Consider the following 19,832-nt stretch of genomic DNA (forward strand, 5'->3'; position numbering starts at 1 on the left):
GCTATTACACACCGGACTACCGGTGTCATCTAGGCCGAAAGGTGCTTCACCAAGTGAAGGCGGTGTCAAGACCACGTCCAGCTGCCCATCGTTACCGAACAGCGCATCGAACTGCCTTCTGCAAGTTGCGGCCAAATCATAGGCAGCGACCAAGTCGCGATGGCTGTAGCCGACATTGTTTTCGGCAGTCTGCCGGATCGAAGGATGCAAGTCATCCGGCCGTGTCACAAGTTCCGGAAGGAAGCTTCGGCGGCCCTCTTGGCGGATGATGACCTGCTGTGCGGCTGTCAAACTCGCGAAATCGGCGGGCAACTCCAGGTCATATACTTCCGCACCCTCGCGAGACAGGGCGGTCGCCATCGATTCCAACGCAGTCTGACCTGATGCATCGACCTTACCCCAGTGTGGACCACGGTACAGGCCAACCTTGAGCCCCCGCAACGTCCGCATGGCATCGGCGTCCTCATCGCAAATCTGAAGTGCGCTGGCAACCAAATCCAGGTCGGCAACGCTGCGGCCATACCAGCCGATCGTGTCGAGGCTTGGCGCATAGACCTTGGCGCCTTCGGCACTGGTTACGCCATGCGTGGGCTTGAATCCGAAGATGCCGTTATACGCAGCGGGTCTAATGATGGAGCCGCCCGTCTGCGTCCCGAACGCCAGCTGGGCCATACCCGCGGCCACGGCAGCCGCGGAGCCCGACGATGAGCCTCCTGGCGTATGCGCAAGATTGTGAGGATTTCGCGTGGCCGCCGGCCGGCCGTTTGTCCCGAACTCTACCGTATCTGTCTTGCCAATGACCAATGCTCCCAACGCGCGCACGGTCGCGACGCACGCGGCATCCTTGCCGCTACGATGGTTGGCATAGGCAGACGCGTTGTACGTCGTCGGCATGTCGACTGTCTCGATGACATCCTTGACTGCGATCGTCAGGCCGTGCAACGCATGCCCTGGCTGCCGCTTGTCGAGTTCACGCGCACGTCGGATGACGGTATCCTCGTCGAGATATGAAAAGGCGCGAACCATCGGCTCGTTGCGTGCGATCTGGTCCAGCGTGGATCGCGTCAGTTCTTCACACGACAATTCGCGATGGCGGATCCGTTCGGATGCCTCGGCGGCACTCAGGGCAAATGGTTGCATGGCTCGATTGTCAGTCTGCGTGGATGCCGGATTGTTGCGCCACGGACTTCAGGCGCGGCAGCTCTTCCGCAATCAAGGCCTCCACGGCCTTGCCATCGGCGTAGCCGACTTCGAAACCGGTGGCCAGCAGCTTCTCCTGCATCTGCGGATTCGTCATCGTATCGGCCAGCGCCTTCTGCAGCTTCGCCTTGGTCTCCGGCGGCAGTCCCCTGGGCGCGGCGATGGCTACCCATGTCGAAATGGACGGCAGCTTCACACCGCTCTCCGCGAGAGTCGGGACATTGGGCAGGAGTGTCGACCGCTTGGCCGTGGTCACGACAATCGGCTTGATACGCCCTTCCTTGATATAGGGTAGCGCCGCGGGAACGGTATCGATATCGAACTGGATCTGACCGCCTAGCAGGTCATTCATTGCCGGAGCACTGCCCTTGTACGGGACGTGGGTCATGCGGATGCCCGTGGCGGTCTTGATCATCTCACCAGCAAAGTGGGCGGTGCTACCATTGCCAAACGACGCATAGTTATAGTCCCCCGGCTTGGCCTGCGTGGCTGCGATCACGTCTTGCAATGTGTGCGCTGACACGGATTTTCCGGCCAACAGCACCAGCGCGTTCCGGCCGAGCAGGCCAATGGGCTCGAAGCTCTTGACGGGGTCGTACGGCAGCTTCGGGGCGATGGCCGGCCCCGAGGTGAAGGTTGAGCCCGAGCTGATGAGCAGCGTGTAGCCATCGGCCGGGGCCTTCGCAACGAAGGCCGCGCCAATGACGGTGCCAGCGCCCGCACGGTTCTCGACCACGATGGACTGGCCGAGCTGTTCGCCCAGCTTCGCCGCCACCATGCGGCCCACCACATCGGTATTGCCGCCTGCGGGAAAAGGCACGACCAACTGGATCGGGCGCGACGGGTAGCCCGGACCCTGCGCCAGGGCAACCCCCGACATTGCCAATCCCAGCGCCATCACGACGAAGCGGCGTCCCAGCAAATGCTTTGACATTCTTGTATCACCCATTTTCATCCACCAAAAAAATCCTTGCGCCGCTCGGTCAAGCCGCCTGGACGGCGCGGTGCTCACTGCGCGCAGCCAGCGCTCCCGCCTCGCCAAGCTCCCAAAACACTGACACCATCATCGCCAGTCCCTGCGCAACGATGGTGAGCGGCAGATGCTCGTTTGCGGCGTGCTGCTTGCAACCCGGATACGAATGCGGAATCCATACCGTGGGCAGCCCGAGGATGTCGGAAAAGACATCGTTTGGCACCGTGCCGCCAAGGTTCGGCACCACTGCCGGCTCCGTGCCCATCACATCCTTCACCGCGGCCTTGGCCCAACTCACCCAGGGACTGGTGGGATCGAGACGCGTGGCGGGAGACCCGCGGACGAGCTTCACCTGCACATCGGGGAAACCTGCTCGGTCGAGATGCTTGCGCACGATGTCCTCGATTGCCGTCCAGTTCGTGCCCACTACAAATCGCAGTTGCAGGTGCGCATGCGCGGCAGGCGGGATCGCGTTGACCGGCTTCGCGTAGTTGCCTGCATGCAAGGTCAGCACTTCCAGCGAATTCCAGCCAAGCAGCCGTTCTGCAGCCGTGAAGCCCGGTTCGCCCCACGCGTCGTCGATCTTTCTTCCGAGGCTCTCGCTGTCGACCTTCAGCCGCGCAAGCGCGTCACGCACGGGGGCAGGAATCGGCGGCGGCAGAAGGTCTGGCACGAGGATCCGGCCCTTGCCGTCGACCATCGATGCAATGGCACTGGCAAGAACCACGCCTGGATTCTTCATGATGCCGCCCCAGTTGCCGGAATGCAGTCCGCCAGCACGCGGCGAGCAGGACAGCTCGAACACAGCGGAGCCGCGCGAACCGAGGAACAGCGTAGGCTGATCCTTGCTGACGCGTGGGCCGTCCGAGGCGATGAAGAGATCAGCCGCAAGCACCTGGGCGTTTTCCTTGCAAACTTGACGCAGTCCAGGCGAGCTGCGCTCCTCACCCAGTTCGAACAGCGCCTTCAGGTTAAAGCCCAGACGGCCATTGCGCGCCGCGATGACTTCGCGCAATGCGGTCAGATTGGTGAGATGCTGCCCCTTGTTGTCCGCCACGCCTCGGCCGTACCATGCGTCGTCACGCAGGGTCAGCAACCACGGGGACAGCCCTTCTTCCCATTGGTCGTCATAGCCCGGCACCACGTCCCCGTGTCCATAGGTGAGGACCGTCAGGAATTCTGGCGACTCGATGCGCTCCGCCAGCAGGAAGGGCGAACCGCCCGTGACGGGATTGGCGAGGTACGTGCAGCGAAATCCCATCGCAGTCAGGTCTGGCGCCAGAATCTCCCGGTAGTACGGCAGCAGATCTTCGTCCTTCGCATCGGGACCGCTGACAGAGCGATACGCCACGCGCCTGGCCAACGCTTCCGCGAAGCGGCCATCCTGAAAAAAACGCAGGGCGCTTTCCAGTGCCTTTCGCTTCATAGCAGCCTCAGTCATGCTTGACTCCCAGCGTAGCGGTCATGGAACGAATGCTCTTCAGCGTGCGCAACCCGGCAAGTTGCTGCACGAGGGCATCCAGCGCGCCGGCTGACATCAGCGAGGCACAGCACGCCACAACCTTGGCGAGCCGCTCTTCGTCGGAATAGGGGTCCTGAATCAGTCCCCGGGCATAGATGCGCTGCGCCTCGAACGTTCGACCATCCTTCAGCGTGATGGTGACGATGTGCGGTGGCCGATCGTCCGGGTCCTTGGGCTCGTCTTCGAACGCACGGGCTTTGAGGCGGGTCACCTTGAACAGGTCGCGCACTGCCTTGCGCTGGACGGCTTCGGGTGTGAAATCAGCCAGTGTGACCGTTCCCTGCAACAGGGCCAGCGCAATGTTGTAGTGCATCGAGAAGCGCGCCTGGAATTCGTCGACGGGATCGTCGTAGCGCAGGTTCTTCTTGTTGCTCGCGCCGACGAGAATATCGATGGTCTCGACGTCCGCTGCCGTGAAACCGTGCTTGCGCTTCAGATCGAGCACGCAGTCGATGGCGTTGTGCGCGGACCCACAACATGCGTGACGCTTCGGGGCCAGCCCGAACTCCTCGAGCGCCAGTGGCTTACCAAGCTTTTTCAGCGGTTCGTCCCAGCCGCGTGGTGCCGGCCCCCCATAGAGCGAAAGGAATCCCTGCGGATCCTCCAGCACTTCGAGGTTGCCTTGCAGGCCGGCGGCGGCCAGCCGCGCCGCCACAATCGCGTTCGATGCCGACATGCCACACTGGAACGACTTGGCCTCGGTGCCAAACTGTGCCTTGTTGCCCGAGGCCATGCTGACCGCCAGGCTCATCGCCGCCGCCGTTTGCGTCGCGTCGAGCTTGAGAAGGCGAGCGCACGCCCCTGCCGTGCCAATACAGCCCACTGTTGCTGTCGGATGCCAGCCTGCGAAGTAGTGGGAGCGGTTGACGCCGCGGCCCAGCGTCGCATGCAGCTCCACGCCAACGATGTAGGCGTCGAGCAGTTGCGCACCACTGGCGTCGATCTCCTCGCCCAATGCGATCAGCGCGGGCACCAGAACTGCGGATGCGTGCGTGAGCGCGGGATAGAAGTTGTCATCGATCTCCAGGACGTGCGCGGCCGTACCATTGACCATGGCTGCCCATGGCGCGGGGACCCTGGCGTCGGTACCCACCACCGTCGCGCCGCCGGCACCCCATGCTTCCAGGCCTTGTGCCACCTTGATGCTGACCGGATCGACGCTGCCGGCCACCATACACGCAATGGTGTCGCCAAACGCGTGCATCGCCCGCGCCAGAACAACGTCGGACCATTCGTGCTCATTGCTCGCGGCCCAGGCCGCAAGCGTCTCCAGAACTGACATACGCATACTCCAAGGCGGGATGCCTCATTGATCTTGAAGAAGGGAAAGCGAGAATCGGCGGAGGACGCGGCGCGATCAGTCCGTCGCGGCACCAGACGCGCGAATCACGTCGGCCCACTTCGAGCGCTCGCGGCTCACCCAGGCTGAGAATTCGGCCGGTGTGCCACCGACAACTTCGTAGCCCAGTTCGCGCATGCCCTGGACGATGTGAGGGTCCCTCAGCGACTGGTTCACCGTGGCGTTGAGCCGTTGTAAGACTGCGGAAGGCATGCCCTTGGGGCCGATGATGCCGGACCATGCGATCACTTCGAAGCCAGGAACACCGGCTTGCGCGACCGTCGGCAGGTTCGGAACCAGCGGCGAACGCTTCAGGCTGGTCACGGCCAGGGGCTTCAACTTACCGCCCTTTACCGCCGCCAGGCTTCCGGCGATGTTGTCAAAGACCAGGTCGACGTGACCGGCCATAACGTCATTGACCGCCGCAGGGGCCGTCTTGTACGGCGCATGAACCATCTGGGTCTTGGTCATGTACTTGAATAGTTCCGCGCCGACATGGCCTGAGGTACCATTTCCGGCCGAGCCAAAAACAAGCTTGCCAGGATTGGCCTTCGCATAGGCAATCAGGTCCCCGACAGATTTCACGGGCAGCGATGGCGACACCGAAAGCAGGTTCGGGGTGTATCCGGTTTGAACGATGAGATCCACATGATTGGCAGCGGTAAGGCCGGCTTTCGACAATGATGGGTTTATGCCCAGCGTCTGCGTGTTGCCATGTCCTATCGTGTAGCCATCCGGTGTCGCAGAGGCGATGGCCTGCATGGCAATCAAGCCACCGCCGCCGGACTTGTTCTCGATGACGATGGCCGTCCCGAGGCGCTTGCCCACGTCTTCCAGGATCAGCCGCATCAGCGTGTCCGGTGCCGACCCGGCTCCTGAGCTCAACACATACTTGATTGGCCGGTCGGGATACTCCGCCCACGCCGGCTGACTTGCGACCAACGCTGCCATCGCCGCGATCGCCGCCCAGATGCCCCTCATCAGTCGACGCGCAATTTTCCACTGTGCCGTTCGAATCATCTCTCGCCTTCGTGATCTGCCCCAACGCGCGCATCGCACTGGCGTGGTGCTCACCGCCGAGGTTGGTTTGCAAGACTGGTGCATCAGAAAAAATGATGCACCGCAAATGGGAGGTGCCTGGCCTGCCCGGTCGCTTGTGCGACAATGCATTGATGGTATTGGGATGACAGGCTCGGACGCAAACCAATCTTTTTGCGCCTTGCATCAAAGGAATTAATGGATGACTCGCTTGCCGTCGATGACCGCGCTGCGGTGCCTGGATGCCAGCGCAAGGCTGCTGAGCTTTACACGCGCCGCGGATGACCTGCACCTCACGCAGGGAGCGGTCAGCCATCACATCTTGCTGCTCGAACGTCAGTTGGGCGTGCCGTTGTTTGTGCGGCGTCGCAGCGGGCTGGAATTGACGCAGGCTGGGCGGAAGTACTGGAATGACACGTCCGTGACCCTCCGTCAACTCGAGCGCGCAACCGAGAGCATTATTACCACCGGCGGACTCGGTGGTTCGCTGAACCTGTCGGTGTCCTCCAGCTTCGCCAACTACTGGCTCATGCCACGCCTGCAGTCCTTTGTGGCGGCCAATCCCGACATCACCCTCAATCTATCGACCCGGGTAGGAACGGTGGATTTCTCCACGAGCGAGGATGACGCCGCCATCGAGTTCTGCAGCGGTCCCATGCCCGGTCTTGCCGCGAATCTAGTGCTGCGCGCGGAGCTGCGTCCATATGTGGCGCCAGCCGTCCTCAAGGCATTCCGGCGCGCCGAGCGGCTTGGCAACCAGCCACTGAGACGCGCGCAATTGGGTGAACTGCTCCGTGGCCACACGCTTATCCGGCGCGTGACGGTGTTGGACGCCTGGCCCGGCTGGTTGGCGCAAGTGGGGCTTGACACGGTCATCTCGGACTCGCACATGAACGGCGGGCCCCGTTATGCGCTGCTGTCCATGGCGCTCAACGGCGCCGTTGCGGGGTTGGGGGTCGCGCTGCTTCCGGACTTCATTGCCAGCAATGCCGTGGACTCGGGAAAGCTCGTCTGCCTATGGGACGACCCGTGGGTAGCGCCACGCGCGTACTACCTGCGCTGGCCCGAATGGCGCTCCGACCTGGATGGGCTCAAGCGGTTCGCCCAGTGGCTTGATGGCGTTTCGGCGAACTCGTCCGCCCGCCAGCCTGGCTAAAGCCTATCCTTCGTCATGACCGCCCGCCACCGTTCAGCCTGCCACTAGTGCCTGCTGAACCGGGTAGCTGTCCACGAACTGCTCCATACTGAAAATCTTTCCGCCCTCGAGCCGGTAAAGATGGGCAAAGGTTGCCGCCATGAACTTGCCCGTCTTGCGGTACATGCCGGAGTACTCACCAAACGCCGCCACCCGGTTCGCCATCGGCCAGGTAGGTGTGAACCTTGGCGCGGTAGCCCTCCCATTCGGTGCCCAGGCGATGGAAAACACCCGCAACGATCTGTTCGGGGCCGACGTAGGTGCCGGCATAAGGAAAACCAGCAGCCTCCGTCCAAGTCGCGTTGGGCGCGAGCGCCGCTAGCAGGTTCCTGCCGTTTTGCTCTGATGGCCCCTCGTAAGTGGCCTGGACGATGTCCAGATTAGTTGGCATCACCATCAACCCCACTTCATCTCGCCCTTGGCCACCTTGGCGCCAATCTGCAGCGCGGCCGCCAGACCGGCGCTCGGGTAGCGTTTGGTCATCGCAGCGATCAGGGCCGTGCTGTCCTTTGCACGCGCCAGCTCCTCCTCGAAGGCCAGAAGATAGTCCCGCGTGTATGCGACGGCCGAAACATCTAGGGCACCATCAATGGCCAAATGGCCAGGTACCACTACAGCAGGATTGCGACTGGCGATCGCCTCCAGGTTGCTGATCCATGCGGCCCGTGCAGCAGGCGTGGGGATGTCAGCCGTCCACACATGCAGTCCGGAGAAGACCAAGACTCCTCCGAAGACCGCCTGCAGCGACGGCACCCAAAGGTAACGGCGGTTCGCCAGGCCTTGGGCCGGCACAATCTCGATCGTCCGCCTTCGAGGCTCAGCGAGGCACCGTCGAAGGCTTCGGGAAACACCACATCGGCGAGTGTCCGCGGGCCATTCTCCTTCAACTGCGGCCCCCAGGTGTCGAGCTTCTTCTGTACGTTACCGCGGATCGCAGCAATGGTGTCCGAGGCTGCGATGACCTTCGCCTGGGGGAAGGCTGACTTGGTTGCTCCCAGGTTGAAATAGTAGTCCGGGTCGCTCTGGCTAATGTAAATGGTGGTGAGCGTCCTGCCTGACGCCTTGATCGCCTCAGCCACTGCGCGTCCATCGGGCAGCGAGAAACCGGCGTCGATCAGGATGGCGTCCTTGGTCCCCGACACCAGCACAGGAGCACGAAAGAAGCCCTTCTCGCCTGCGGGGAAATGCTGCCACTGCAACGGAGCGGAACCGACTGGCGTGGCAGCGTGGCCACCCAGTGCGGTGGCGGCGCCGGCGGTCGCGGCGGCTTGAATGAAGTGTCGGCGAGTCATCATGCGGGCCCCTTCTGTGCAACGTGCGGGTAGTGGGTCGGAGGTTGGACGCGGACGAAGAACAGCGTCAGGCAGTAGCGACTTGTTCGACAAAGGCATGCGGATTCGAAAATGCCGGGCATCGTCGATGCGCAGTTCTGCAGTGAAACAGTCGTTAGTAGGGGCTTTCCGCCGAATCACAGCCAAGGACAACCCCTAACTTGGCCAAACTCGGCTTCAATTACACTAGAACTTGGGCTTTTGGTACGCCACGTACATATAGTTGCCTGAACTTTTCGCTGATACACTCCGCCTCCGTCGAAAACCAATCAACGGAGTTTTGCAAGTATGGCCATCAAGAAAGTCGCAGCAGCCGCAGCCAAACGTGCACCGAAGAAAGTTGCCGCAGCGCCCGCGAAGAAGGCAAACGCCTTCGATCGTGAAGTGAAGGCAGCTCAGAAGCAACTCGACAAGCTTCGCGCCGATCTGGCAAAGCAGGTTGTTGCCGGCAAGACGGCCATAGTGAAGGCGGTCGCTGATCTGAAAAAGCTGAAGGAATCGGCACGCATTACACGTGCCGCAGAGAAGGTAGCGGCGAAGGAAAAGATTGCGGCAGCCAAAGAGAAGGCCGCCACCAAGGCAAAAGTGAAAGCCAAGCCGTCGGTGAAAACCAACCCGCCTAGGAAGACTGGCAGGCCGCAGGCGGCCGTCAAGCCGACGAGCGTCGCAAAGGTTGCACAGGCGGTCAAGGTCTTGAAACCTGCCAAAGCAGCCCCTGAAGTTGCAAGGCCCGCAGCGAAGCCCGCGGCAAAGGTCCGCCGCACGAAGGCCGCCGCCGTCTAGGCACCGGCACTGAAGGTTGAAACCGCAATCGTGTCAGCGTAAGAACTGCGCACGGTTGGAGTAAGCGCGGCACTCCCGCCCTCATTTTTCGGTTGACGCCAGATCAACCGGCCCCTCGAGGGCGGCAACCCTCTTTCGACTCGATCGAACCGACGTCTGTCACGCCCCCTTCTGCGCGCGGTCGGTGTTTGTTGGAAACGGTTTCGACAGCGATGAATTTGCTTGGCGGTTAATGGCATTTTTGACTGCCAGCCGTCAGGACGCATCTGTTTGGGCAATCGGTCCCGCCGCACTCAATATAGACACGGCACAACATTCGCTAATCACTCCGCCTCGAACGCACGGGTGAGACCATACCTCATCGGCGATGTGCCTTTCCTGGCAGAGCTCTTTTCAAGAGCCAGCAAGATGTCGTACGGGTGTCGAATTCGATCGCGCCGGAGAGGAGACAGGTGCAGGCCAGGCCTTACGTGACCGCTGCGGATGCCCCCCCCCCAAATGTGGGGTATGGAAAGCCGTCACACCGTTCGATAAGCCAATAAAAATCCCGCGCACCGAAACCGGTTGGGTAATCTCGCCGGGCCTTCCGATCAGATATCAGGGCAGCGTTATATCTCTGTGAGTGCGAAAGCACTGCTTGCATGCAGTCAAAACGGGGAAGGGGCGTGTTGTTGAAATCATCAACGGCGAGGGTGAGCGCGCATGCGGTAAAGGCACTTACGTACCCCGTAACTATGAGACTGTGACAGCAGTGACCCCGCTAGTTTGCGACAGATTTTGCGATTTCTGATTTGTCTGCGTCAGGTTCCCCATGACCATGCTTCAGAGAATATCGTTCAGTGCGAAGCTGTGGCTCGCACTCGCGCTGATGTGGACCAGCTTGCTCGTCGTAAGCGTCGAAAGCGCTATGGACGCTCATAGCCGAATACTTACCGAACGTCTGCAAGGGTTGCGGAATATCCTGGCCATAGCCGTACGCATCGCTGAGTCGTACCAAGAGCGCGTCGCCAGAGGCGAGCTGACCGAGGAAGAAGCCAAAAAGGCAGTACTAAAGCAATGGGAACTAATGCGATTTCACGATGGCGGCTACGTGTACGCATTCGATCGGAACTATATCCTATTGTTGAATCCCAGCAAGCCTTGGCTAGTGGGAAAATCGGTGGAAAGCCTAACCGACGCGGTGGGTGGCCGCCCTTATGTGGAACTGGCAGAGTTGGCATGGACCACCGACACGGGCCAAGTCGCCGCATTTGACAGACGAGCTGATCACACGCTTATCGAAAAAATTTCCGCAGTGCGTCGGGTGCATGGCTGGGACTGGGTAGTAGCCGCGCGGCTCTACATTGCAGATGTGAACACCACACGCCGCAATCTCATTATCGCGCGTCTTGCGTGGGCCTTGAGCGTAGGTGTTGTCTCGACTTTCCTGATGGCGCTCATTATCGACGGCGTCCGGCAACATGCAGGGCGCGACCATTTGACTCGACTACTGAATCGAAGGGGATTCGACCGTCGCATGGCATCCGCACTGACCGATCGTGAGTTGGCACTGCTCCTTGTTGATCTGGATGGTTTCAAAGCGGTGAACGATCGCCATGGACACTTCACTGGGGACATCCTGCTAAAAATGTGCGCTGTACGCATCCAGTCTGCAGTTCGTGACACTGACTCTACGGCCCGTTTTGGTGGCGATGAGTTTGCAGTTATTGCCACGGGCATATCCTCGATACAGGAAGCGGAGCGTATCGCTCAAGCAATAGTCTCTTCCATTTCTGAGCCATACCTTATCGATGGTCACTTCGTCGCTTGCAGTGCGTCAGTCGGAATTGCCCTGAACAGCGCCGGGCATCCCGCCACACAGAACGAACTCTTCCGGCAGGCAGATACAGCGCTGTACATGGCCAAGCGTGCGGGCAAGAACCAGTTTGTCGTGTACGAGCCGACCGAGGTGGGCGGCGCCAGCACGCCGCTGCACGGCACGCGGGCGTAAAATGGCGGGGCCCCCAGTAGGAACGATGCTTACCCATCGCACCCCCGGCGAGATCCGTATTCGTATACCACCCCTACCAGAGGTGTTGACACAGAACTGCTCGGAGGAGAGTTGACACTGCGACAGGTGAACTTTGTCCAGTCGATTGATCAGACCCACACCATCATCAACAGGCCACCTAAACCCGCGTGGTTAAAGGGAATGGCAGTGATAAACTGAGGCCTTACCGTCGCCTTTACGGTCAGAAGCGCATCTTTTGCTGGCGCGGGAGATGGAGCGATTTGCGGGGCGACGACTCTGGCAACACCATCGTCAATCGACATGCAGGATACCGAACAAGGGCGAACTTCAGCCCTTGCGCCGCGGCGCAATCCGCTGGAGAGAACTGCCGCCATCGGGCATCACGCAGTACGGCGCCGAACCCAGTCGGCAGCCTCCTCCACGGAGGACATGACTCGGCACGGAAAGTCGCGCTCGATGGCGAGGTGCCGCTGCGTCAAGAGTGCGTGCATGGGCCCATCGGTCAGGAGTGCGCAGTAGCCCAGCGCCGCTTCTGCATGACGGAAGTCGAACATGTCGTTGGCATCCAGCTTCTGCGTGCGGTTCCAGTGCAAGGGCGCATGCAGCAGAGCACCGATCTGCAGAGTGCACAAAGCCGGCGGGCCGGCGGGCTTACGGATGGCTGCCCGCAGCAAGCCGAGACACTACTTGGTGATCTCTTCCCGCTCCTCTGTTGAGGCCTGCGCGGCAGGGCCGAGAGCCTTCCTCGCCATGTCGTGCAGCACGTCGGCGGCGATCGTGGCTGCGATTTCCAGCACGCTATTGATCTCGTCGCGGTAGACTTGTGATCAACTCGGCGGTTGCACCCCGCGCGGTCAGGTCCGACTGCTTCATCAGTTCAAGGAACAGCGCATCGCTGATGGGACAGACCAGCCGCCTTGCAGCGACACCTGCAACGAGGGCGCCCAGAAGATCCGACGCGCCTGGGGGCCTCGGCGCCCGCATACGCGCGCTCCGCAGGTAAATCCAAAAGCACTTGTCGAGGTAGATGCGATCTCGCGCCATCACCCATTCGCCGAGTTCGATGACCCGGCGTCGCGCGTGCTCGTCGGCCGTGATCTGAGGCGTGGCGCGATGCAACGCGAATCGTTCGGCAATTTGGGTAGAGGTCACGGGGTTTCGCGTTTCTTGTCGGGTCGAACTGGCTTTGGCTTGAAATGGCCTGACTGGCTCAGTCTGTAGGAATCGAAGACCACGGTGCTGCAGCGACCGTACAGAATATTCGACCAAATCGCCATTTTTGCTGTTCAGCAAATCAAGCCCTTCCCACGCAGCCCTGCCCTGCTATCGACAGGTTGGACCGCGCAGAGCTAAGCCAGGGACATTACTCGGATCTTGAATCCGATTTTTACTGCGGCGAATTCCATCGGGCCGGCGAGGCGACTTCCCCGCGATTGAGTCCGGATATAAGTCCGCAACTACCCTGCTCGCCACCGACGAGATTCCTTGCAAAAGGGAGGCGACCATATAAGTAATGTCGAATCGAATTGTTTTACCTGCCCAGCTGCAGTCCCGAACTCAATCCCAACGAAATGGCCAACGCCGATATCAAGCAGGCGTCACCTCGCGGGCGCCGGCTCCGCACCAAACTGCAGTTCATAAGGCTGCATCGAGCCATCCGCGCAGTGTGCCTAAACGCATTCGACGCTACTTTCAGCATCATCCGGTCAAATACGCGGCGTGATTCAAGCATCATGAATGCCGGTTCAATAGCTTTTTCCCTGCTTGAGCAGCAATGAGCAAGTCTGAGGGAACGGCATCACCGACGCAATAGCCGACGGCCGGAACTGATTTTTGAGCCGAAATCCATCGGTTCGGACGAAAACTCAATTGGGCCATCTTGCACATAAAACATTTTTAACCACCAAAAAATGTGCGAACTTTCTAAATTAATCGCACAAATCCTGAAATAAACTTTAATTAAATCTGCATACAACAATATGCAATTAAAAATTGCTGCACATCTGAAATAAATATAAATAATTTGCCGATCTCCAATCCCCAACATAATCTTATGGTCGCCGAACAATAAATATCGCTTTAACGAAAAGCTAAAATGAAAGTTTCTGCCGCGCCGATTGCTATCGCAAGATATTATTGTGCGACGCTTCTGCGTCTCAGACCTTATAATTTCATTATATTTTACCAATAATAAATATAATTCATTCGATGATTTAGTGCCGAAAAAGTAGCAATTTAAGTCGGTGCCGGCATTTTTATTTTTCACCTTTTTCTGTGTGTGCCTGAAACGCCGGCAGGCACCCAATTTCGTGACGGATGATCTTTAAAATGAATAAACCGTTTGAATTTGAGGAAGTAGAGCTGTCCGAGGTGAGTGCGGCCACCATGAATGACTGGGCCAACTTGGGCGGAGCGCTTCGAGGAACGCCTCAACAGATCTTCTATGGCGGCTCGATGTACGTCTTCACCCGCAACACTGACAACACACTAGGAATGTGTACAGTGGCCTCCTCGGGTACCAGTGGGAGCTGGTCCAAGTGGGGAGGTACGCTGCAGTTCAACCCCGGTGTGGCCTCGTCGCCAAATGGCACAATTGCGGTTGTTGGTTTGATGCAAGCCGGTCAGATTCAGGTAACGTATATCAACCCGTACATTGGATCCTACACACCTTGGACGACCATCGGCGGCGGCCAGCCGGCCACCTTCGTTGGCGCGCCAGTGCTGGCGGTCAATTCCAACCAGCGGTTGGAAGCGTTCTCGCTCGATACGGGCGGTAATCTGTGGCATTGCTATCAGACGGCGGTATCGCCGGTAATCACGTGGTCGAACTGGTCGCGCTTAGGCGGTGGCTTTAATCCGCAGGCACAAGAGTTCACGGTGCTCTTGTTGCAGAACACAGGACAGCTGCAGGCGGTGGTGCTGGGTAAGGACAACAATCTCTACCAGTCGACCCAGTACGCGGGCGGCGGGGCCGACAGCTGGAGTCAATTTGCCGTTGTCGGCGGCGGTTCCAACCCGATGCCGCAATTTGTTAATGGGCCGGCGGCTAACTTCTGCGCGAACACCAACAACGCCACTTACGCGGGCTGCAACAGCCAATCGGCTCAGGGCAAGAATCCGCTGGTATTCTGCGCCCCCTCCACGAATCCCTCGTACAATTTCCCGACCTGGGGTGGGGTTGGCAATCTAACGGCAGATCAGTACCCGATGCTGTCGGTCGCCCCTGTGATCGTTAGCAACGCTGGCACACCCCAGCTCATATGGATGACGGATGAGCGCCAGGTGCTGCTCGTCTCGCAATCGCTGGCGTCGCCCTCGTTCTGGGTAAATACCGTGCAGTCGGTAGGTCGCCTCAATCCCAGCTTCACGGGATACATCAATGCGGTCGTTAGCAACGGCAACGTAAGCCTCGCGCAGGCCAATGCAGATGGCACGCTGTCATATATAAATTACATGGCACAGCAGTAAGATTTACTGGCGCGGAGAGGTCTGGAGATGGTTCCGGACTTCTCTGTCTTTGCACACTTCCACTACGGACATCAGCATTTAAGCGATCTATCTGCTAGCGTAAGCGATCTCGCCCGAACGAGAGCGCGTGTATTAAGGCGGGCTATCCGTTGGTACCGGAGCCACTACTACGCGATCTCGATCAGAAGCGCTCGGACACGCGGAGTGCCTGCTTGCTGATTCCTTAGTCCAACTGGGCGCTGCTGAACTCCATTCTGAGGAGCTGGAGGGCGAGCCTTGACGCGACCTGGCCGCACGCCAGCGCTCCAGTGTGGCCACTGCCACACCAATTCCCGACCACTTCCACTGCCGCACTCTCCGGCGGTAACAACTGTGCTACCGCCCGGTCCTTGAATTCTTGTCCGTAATGAGCCACTGCTCCCCGCTCAGGCGCTATCGGCCAGCGCCACTTCCTTACGGGCATCCCACAAAAAACATCCAACCCCGTATAAAAAGCACACTGATATTTCTATTTAGCAGAGGGATGAACTCAGATCTCATACCCTGTCCCGCTTCCTGCCAAGCGGGCGGCCTTTCCACCAAGCCAGGAGCACGATCATGGGCCGACCCGACATGACATGACATGACATGACATGACGCGATCACCATGAGCATGCGGAAATTGGAGCGATAAAGGCGACCATATAAGTAATCTCCCCTTTGGGCTAGATATGTCACCTCTTCTGCTATCTGGTAGGATCCCAGGGATTGGAGCGCATGAGTCGGACTAACTGAAATAGACTAAACCGTCCCAAGTGTTGTCGGCATACGTTCCGTTGACAATGTACTACTTTCGACGGATATTACGCAGTTCACTGGCCGAAACTTACGCTCGCGGCATGGATAAGATTCGTTGGTGGCATATAGGACTTCTGATTGTTCTGCTTAATACATCCCTCTCAGCAGCAGTCGGTATTACTGGCAAGGTAACCCCGTAGGGTCTCAATTAAAAACTTCAACCTGGCACTGTCCAACCAAGTCCACGCACATTGCGTACAATGCCGCTGCCGAACTTCTTGCGCAGGCCGTAAATAACAGCATCCACAGCATTGCTTTCGACCTCTTCGCCCCAACCGTATATACGCTCTTCCAAGTGCGCGCGAGAAAGGATGGCGCCGGGCCGCTCCAGCAGCGCCAGCATCAGAGCAAATTCTCTGGCGCTAAGCACTTCAACATGCGCGCCGTAGCTCAGCGACCGTAAGTTGATATCAAGGGCGACTTGCCCGTGCGTAAGCGTGGCTGATGAGTAGCCGGATTTGCGCCGTACCACGGCCCGGATTCGCGCCAGCAGAGTACGCGCCTCGAATGGTTTGACGACATAGTCGTCCGCGCCTAGGTCTAACCCGTCGATATGCGCATCGACGTCATCGCGCGCGGTGACTATCAGCAGAGGAGTCTCGTCCATGCGCTGCCGCATCCACTTCAGGATGTCTAGTCCCTCCGCGTCTGGCAGTCCGAGATCCAGTAGTATCGCCGTGTAAGAGCCGTCAACGATCGCTGACATTGCGAGATCACCAGTGCGCACCCAATCGACACTGCACTGGGCATCCTTGAGTGCCCGCGTCAGGCTCTGCCCGATCTGGGGGTCGTCTTCAATCAACAAGATTCTCATGGCTGTTTAGCGCCGGAAGATGGATGCGCGCGACCAAACCACTGTGGCCGTCGTCGCGATCCGAGAGCCATATCTTGCCGCCAAGATTCTGCACCACCGTAAGCACGATGGCCAGCCCGAGGCCACTGCCTTCCTCGCCCGTGGCGCTTCCTCGATAGAAGCGGCCGAAGACACACGTGCGCTCGAATTCCGGAATTCCAGGGCCATTATCGACAACTTCGATTTCAATGTGATCGTCGCATCGCCTCAAGCTGACGTCTATGCGGCAACCGGGGCCGCCGTAGCGGATAGCATTGTCGATTAGGTTCTTGAATAGCATGCGCAAGTCGGTCTCATGGGCGCTGACGCTGACTTCATCAAGCCTCTCCACGCCGAGATCTACTCCGCGATCCAGGGCCAGCGGCAGTAGATCCGCCACAACGTTGGTCACCATCTGGGGAAGATTCACGACAGCGGCCGGAGTATTGACGCCTATCTCGGCCCTCGCCAAGCCCAGCAACTGCGTCACGAGCGCCGCCGTGCGTCGGATTCCGCGCCCCAGTTCCTCCAGCCGTTCGCTCTGTGCATCGGGCGGTGCGTGCCGAAGGTTGTCCAACTGCAACTGCAGCGCCGTGATGGGCGTACGCAGCTCATGCGCTGCATCGGCAATAAAGATCCGCTCGGTCTGAATCAACGTGGAAAGCCTCGCCATCATATCGTTAATCGATGTGAGAAAGGGATGGAGTTCCTCTGGCGCAGTGCAAATGGTCACAGGCTCCAGGTGATTGAGATCCGCTTGCGCGACGCGCATGCCAATTTCTCCGAGTGGGCGCAGCGACAACCGCACAATGGCCCAGACAAGCCAGAACAGCAACGGCAGCAGTAGCAACACTGGCACGGCGACCCACATTGCCACCCGCCAAGCGTTATCCGAGCGAACAGATCGCTGTTCTGCGATTTGTACATGCGCATCCCCCGCCTTTAGCGCGAAGACATCCCAAAGATTGCCATTTGCGCCGTGCACGGACGAAAATCCCTGACGAGCGCGTGGCAGCAGCACAGTGGGATCGCTGGTATGACCCGGGAATGTGTCGTCCCCCGCCCGCCAAGTCTGTATCACGACGTGTGGCATCGGATGAGCGCTGTCGGCCTGTACCGGCATGCGAGCGGGGGCGGTTTGGATCGAAGCCGCTGCGGCTTGGAGATCGCTATTGAACTGGTTACCCATCTGCTGCACCACCACCCACGCCCCGAATGCCCCTAGCAACCCAGCTAGTAGAGCCACGCCCCCTACCGACAGGCTTAAGCGGCGATGCAGCGATCTCGCGCGTGCCTGATTAGTAAGCCGGCTCATTGATAATTCCCTTCCAAGCGAGGTCATACGCGTGGGTTGTAGTTTCCCGGGCTAGTCGCATGCGACCAATTCCCCGTGCGGATTCGTGCGGAAGGAAGCGAGCTTCGCCCGTCTCGCTGGGCCACTATGCTCGCGCAGCTACTGAATCGGTACTATGCTGATGGGGCGTCGTCACCATCCTTTCTATTTCATCATCGGTCAATCCGAAAGTAAAACGTGGGCCTTCATCACAAACATCTGTCCTTCCGAACTTCAAGGAGCCAGAGTTTGAGTGATTCAAGGCGCGCAATCCCTTCACCCTGACCGCGCGAATCTGGCGCGACGTACTGCTATTCCTCCCATAACCGGGTCCCGGTAGTTCCGTTCCTTTAGCCGTCTGTATCAAGGTTGCGCTCCGTGTAGTCGGGGAGAAGGCGAACTGCGCGTGCGACTGTCATAACGGCGGGAGAGAAAAAACCAACCTGCAAAATGCAACAGGATGCGACATCCGTGACACCCGCCTATGGCCCAAAGCACGAAACTCCTTCTCCTAGTCAGCCGAAAACTGCCAGTCCAGCACAGCCTCGGAATCAGACGGAATGGGGCTGATGGTTCCTAGCAGGCTGTTGAAAAGCACTCCGTCACGAAGGGCGCGGCGCAGCTAAACACAAATAGACATGGAAATGGCCGCTGAATTTCTGCTATGCCATGCGATTGGGCACCCCAATTCCGGGGCGCGCCGGCATGGCGCCGCGCGGCCGCCCCGCTTTGGCGGCTCTTTGCACCGCTCCTCGCGGCACCGCACCCAGTATTCGTGCAATTCGGATCAGATTGCTGGCCATCATCGTCAGTTTGAAGTGTTGATCTACGCGTTCGAGGCCACGATATACAGTTTGTCGAAGTCGTCCGACCGTCTTGCCCCAGCCAAAGTGCTCTTCAATTCGTTTGCGGATGACCTGGCTCACTCGGTAGCCCTCGTGCCGCGAGGTATTGCCATCGATGGCGCAGCCGCCAGCTCGTGCGTCGTTGCGTGCCATATAGGGCGTCACCCCGCGAGTTCAGCGGTCTTGAACGAAGTCGTGCGTGCCATAAGCGTTGTCCGCACCCCCGGTGGGTCAGGATTCAGTGCAAATCAACAGCTCGAAGCTCTTGGCGCGATGCGGTTGCACGTCAAATAGAGAAAAGATCGGGCCACTGAGCTCTTGGAGATGCCCGTATCCGCGACCGCCGAGCGCACGCTCCAATGTGTGGAACCACGCGGCTTCCCATGTAGGACTTTGCTGAGCAATTCGGCCACAGCTTCATCGTCATGGGTACGAGGTCGGCCCCGACTTGGCTTAATCGTGCAAGCCGGCCAGTCCATGTGCCACAAATCGCTTCTTCCAGAACGTCACCGCAGGTGGTGTTACCCCACACTGCGTTGCAATCTGCTGGAGTTGACCCTGTGATTCAGGACACCCAAACACCGTTAAGTTGATGATGTGGCAGCTCGCCGGAACTCGCGAGGCGAACGATATCTCAACGCTTTGTGTGGATGCCGCTCATTGTATTGCTCGAATGCGACCGTTAACTGAGAGAGCGCTGTTGGCACGTCGGGCCTGTTCATGAACGCAATGTAATCGCGTTTCATGGTCTTGACGAAGGATTCGGCCATGCCGTTGCTTTGCGGAGAACGCACGGGGGTGGTCAGTGGCTCCAGTCCCAGCTCCCGCGCGAAGGCGCGGGTACGATGGTCGATGTACGCCGACCCGTTGTCCGACAGCCATTCGATGGTGCGCTCGGTCTGCACAGCGCCAAAGCGCTGTTCGACGGCGGCCAGCATCACATCTCGCACAATATCGCCACTGTGCCCGCCGGTGGTTGCAGCCCAACTGATGGCTTCCCGGTCATGGCAATCCAGCGCAAAGGTTACGCGTAGCGGCGAGCCGTCGTCGCAACGGAATTCGAAGCCGTCTGAACACCAGCGAACATTGCTACGGTCAACAGCGACGCGGCCGTCATGGCGACGT

18 protein-coding genes and 3 pseudogenes are annotated in these 19,832 nt (G+C 59.3%); 5 read left to right on the forward strand and 16 right to left on the reverse strand.

Annotated elements, in window-relative coordinates; all coding sequences use genetic code 11:
- The 5 genes from AC3FLX_RS32900 to AC3FLX_RS32920 form a co-directional block, all read right to left on the reverse strand.
- On the reverse strand, nt 1–1,140 hold a 1,140-nt coding region (locus AC3FLX_RS32900; protein WP_488701485.1), incomplete at its 3' end, for an amidase.
- A gap of 10 nt (nt 1,141–1,150) precedes the next feature.
- Entirely contained in the window at nt 1,151–2,134 is a 984-nt protein-coding gene (locus tag AC3FLX_RS32905) for a Bug family tripartite tricarboxylate transporter substrate binding protein (RefSeq protein ID WP_488701486.1), read from the reverse strand.
- A 49-nt stretch (nt 2,135–2,183) separates the two neighbouring features.
- Nucleotides 2,184–3,614 carry a M20 family metallopeptidase gene (locus AC3FLX_RS32910; protein WP_488701487.1) on the reverse strand — a complete coding sequence of 477 codons (1,431 nt, stop codon included), beginning with the start codon at nt 3,612–3,614 and terminating at the stop codon, nt 2,184–2,186.
- Nucleotides 3,607–4,977 (reverse strand): MmgE/PrpD family protein, encoded by a 1,371-nt coding sequence (locus AC3FLX_RS32915; RefSeq protein WP_488701488.1) that lies wholly within the window; start codon nt 4,975–4,977, stop codon nt 3,607–3,609. The genes AC3FLX_RS32910 and AC3FLX_RS32915 overlap by 8 nt, the downstream gene beginning before the upstream one ends.
- A gap of 75 nt (nt 4,978–5,052) precedes the next feature.
- Nucleotides 5,053–6,054 (reverse strand): Bug family tripartite tricarboxylate transporter substrate binding protein, encoded by a 1,002-nt coding sequence (locus AC3FLX_RS32920; RefSeq protein ID WP_488701489.1) that lies wholly within the window; start codon nt 6,052–6,054, stop codon nt 5,053–5,055.
- A gap of 220 nt (nt 6,055–6,274) precedes the next feature.
- Between AC3FLX_RS32920 and AC3FLX_RS32925 the strand changes: the two genes are divergently transcribed.
- Nucleotides 6,275–7,228: a LysR substrate-binding domain-containing protein gene (locus AC3FLX_RS32925; RefSeq protein ID WP_488701490.1), complete on the forward strand. Its 954-nt coding sequence runs from the start codon at nt 6,275–6,277 to the stop codon at nt 7,226–7,228.
- Nucleotides 7,229–7,261: 33 nt separating this feature from the next.
- Here AC3FLX_RS32925 and AC3FLX_RS32930 read toward each other — a convergent pair whose 3' ends face one another.
- From AC3FLX_RS32930 to AC3FLX_RS32940, 3 genes and pseudogenes are all read right to left on the reverse strand, one after another.
- Nucleotides 7,262–7,393, reverse strand: a complete 132-nt coding sequence (locus AC3FLX_RS32930) for a hypothetical protein (protein ID WP_488701491.1) — start codon at nt 7,391–7,393, stop codon at nt 7,262–7,264.
- Between the two features lie 10 nt (nt 7,394–7,403).
- Entirely contained in the window at nt 7,404–7,658 is a 255-nt protein-coding gene (locus AC3FLX_RS32935; RefSeq protein ID WP_488701492.1) for a nuclear transport factor 2 family protein, read from the reverse strand.
- A gap of 5 nt (nt 7,659–7,663) precedes the next feature.
- Nucleotides 7,664–8,562 (reverse strand): annotated as a pseudogene (locus AC3FLX_RS32940) (MBL fold metallo-hydrolase).
- A gap of 324 nt (nt 8,563–8,886) precedes the next feature.
- Here AC3FLX_RS32940 and AC3FLX_RS32945 point away from each other — a divergent pair.
- Complete coding sequence (locus AC3FLX_RS32945; RefSeq protein ID WP_488701493.1) at nt 8,887–9,381, forward strand: fumarate hydratase; 495 nt, start codon at nt 8,887–8,889, stop codon at nt 9,379–9,381.
- A gap of 811 nt (nt 9,382–10,192) precedes the next feature.
- A complete protein-coding gene (locus tag AC3FLX_RS32950; protein WP_488701494.1) occupies nt 10,193–11,371 on the forward strand; it encodes a diguanylate cyclase domain-containing protein in 1,179 nt (392 codons plus the stop codon).
- Nucleotides 11,372–11,520: 149 nt separating this feature from the next.
- Here the strand turns inward: AC3FLX_RS32950 and AC3FLX_RS32955 are convergent, their stop codons facing one another.
- From AC3FLX_RS32955 to AC3FLX_RS32965, 3 genes are all read right to left on the reverse strand, one after another.
- Nucleotides 11,521–11,694, reverse strand: a complete 174-nt coding sequence (locus AC3FLX_RS32955; protein WP_488701495.1) for a hypothetical protein — start codon at nt 11,692–11,694, stop codon at nt 11,521–11,523.
- A gap of 78 nt (nt 11,695–11,772) precedes the next feature.
- The gene (locus tag AC3FLX_RS32960; RefSeq protein WP_488701496.1) at nt 11,773–12,066 is read right to left on the reverse strand and encodes a hypothetical protein; all 294 of its coding nucleotides are present in this window, start codon (nt 12,064–12,066) and stop codon (nt 11,773–11,775) included.
- A gap of 124 nt (nt 12,067–12,190) precedes the next feature.
- Nucleotides 12,191–12,544: a hypothetical protein gene (locus AC3FLX_RS32965; protein WP_488701497.1), complete on the reverse strand. Its 354-nt coding sequence runs from the start codon at nt 12,542–12,544 to the stop codon at nt 12,191–12,193.
- Between the two features lie 368 nt (nt 12,545–12,912).
- Between AC3FLX_RS32965 and AC3FLX_RS32970 the strand changes: the two are divergent.
- Nucleotides 12,913–13,115: pseudogene (locus AC3FLX_RS32970) on the forward strand (IS630 family transposase); the annotation flags it as partial.
- Between the two features lie 605 nt (nt 13,116–13,720).
- Nucleotides 13,721–14,860, forward strand: a complete 1,140-nt coding sequence (locus tag AC3FLX_RS32975) for a DUF8189 domain-containing protein (RefSeq protein WP_488701498.1) — start codon at nt 13,721–13,723, stop codon at nt 14,858–14,860.
- Nucleotides 14,861–15,854: 994 nt separating this feature from the next.
- Here AC3FLX_RS32975 and AC3FLX_RS32980 read toward each other — a convergent pair.
- The 5 genes and pseudogenes from AC3FLX_RS32980 to AC3FLX_RS33000 form a co-directional block, all read right to left on the reverse strand.
- A complete protein-coding gene (locus AC3FLX_RS32980) occupies nt 15,855–16,511 on the reverse strand; it encodes a response regulator transcription factor (RefSeq protein WP_488701499.1) in 657 nt (218 codons plus the stop codon).
- Complete coding sequence (locus tag AC3FLX_RS32985; protein ID WP_488701500.1) at nt 16,492–17,718, reverse strand: sensor histidine kinase; 1,227 nt, start codon at nt 17,716–17,718, stop codon at nt 16,492–16,494. The genes AC3FLX_RS32980 and AC3FLX_RS32985 overlap by 20 nt, the downstream gene beginning before the upstream one ends.
- Before the next feature lie 884 nt (nt 17,719–18,602).
- Nucleotides 18,603–18,935, reverse strand: a pseudogene (locus AC3FLX_RS32990) (transposase); the annotation flags it as partial.
- Nucleotides 18,936–19,160: 225 nt separating this feature from the next.
- Nucleotides 19,161–19,289, reverse strand: coding sequence for a helix-turn-helix domain-containing protein (locus tag AC3FLX_RS32995; protein WP_488701501.1), 129 nt, complete (start codon nt 19,287–19,289; stop codon nt 19,161–19,163).
- 2 nt (nt 19,290–19,291) lie between these two features.
- Nucleotides 19,292–19,832: DDE-type integrase/transposase/recombinase (locus AC3FLX_RS33000; protein WP_488701146.1), on the reverse strand; the 541-nt coding region annotated here is incomplete at its 5' end.

This window comes from Cupriavidus sp. 291-E7 (assembly GCF_057798835.1).

Excerpts from the sequence above, each read along its gene's own strand:
- AC3FLX_RS32910 (WP_488701487.1), bottom strand. The coding sequence starts at position 3,614 with ATGACTGAGGCTGCTATGAAGCGAAAGGCACTGGAAAGCGCCCTGCGT.
- AC3FLX_RS32945 (WP_488701493.1), top strand. The coding sequence starts at position 8,887 with ATGGCCATCAAGAAAGTCGCAGCAGCCGCAGCCAAACGTGCACCGAAG.
- AC3FLX_RS32975 (WP_488701498.1), top strand. The coding sequence starts at position 13,721 with ATGAATAAACCGTTTGAATTTGAGGAAGTAGAGCTGTCCGAGGTGAGT.
- AC3FLX_RS32980 (WP_488701499.1), bottom strand. The coding sequence starts at position 16,511 with ATGAGAATCTTGTTGATTGAAGACGACCCCCAGATCGGGCAGAGCCTG.
- AC3FLX_RS32905 (WP_488701486.1), bottom strand. The coding sequence starts at position 2,134 with ATGTCAAAGCATTTGCTGGGACGCCGCTTCGTCGTGATGGCGCTGGGA.
- AC3FLX_RS32950 (WP_488701494.1), top strand. The coding sequence starts at position 10,193 with ATGACCATGCTTCAGAGAATATCGTTCAGTGCGAAGCTGTGGCTCGCA.
- AC3FLX_RS32930 (WP_488701491.1), bottom strand. The coding sequence starts at position 7,393 with ATGTACCGCAAGACGGGCAAGTTCATGGCGGCAACCTTTGCCCATCTT.
- AC3FLX_RS32985 (WP_488701500.1), bottom strand. The coding sequence starts at position 17,718 with ATGGGTAACCAGTTCAATAGCGATCTCCAAGCCGCAGCGGCTTCGATC.
- AC3FLX_RS32920 (WP_488701489.1), bottom strand. The coding sequence starts at position 6,054 with ATGATTCGAACGGCACAGTGGAAAATTGCGCGTCGACTGATGAGGGGC.
- AC3FLX_RS32925 (WP_488701490.1), top strand. The coding sequence starts at position 6,275 with ATGACTCGCTTGCCGTCGATGACCGCGCTGCGGTGCCTGGATGCCAGC.
- AC3FLX_RS32915 (WP_488701488.1), bottom strand. The coding sequence starts at position 4,977 with ATGTCAGTTCTGGAGACGCTTGCGGCCTGGGCCGCGAGCAATGAGCAC.
- AC3FLX_RS32935 (WP_488701492.1), bottom strand. The coding sequence starts at position 7,658 with ATGCCAACTAATCTGGACATCGTCCAGGCCACTTACGAGGGGCCATCA.
- AC3FLX_RS32955 (WP_488701495.1), bottom strand. The coding sequence starts at position 11,694 with ATGTCGATTGACGATGGTGTTGCCAGAGTCGTCGCCCCGCAAATCGCT.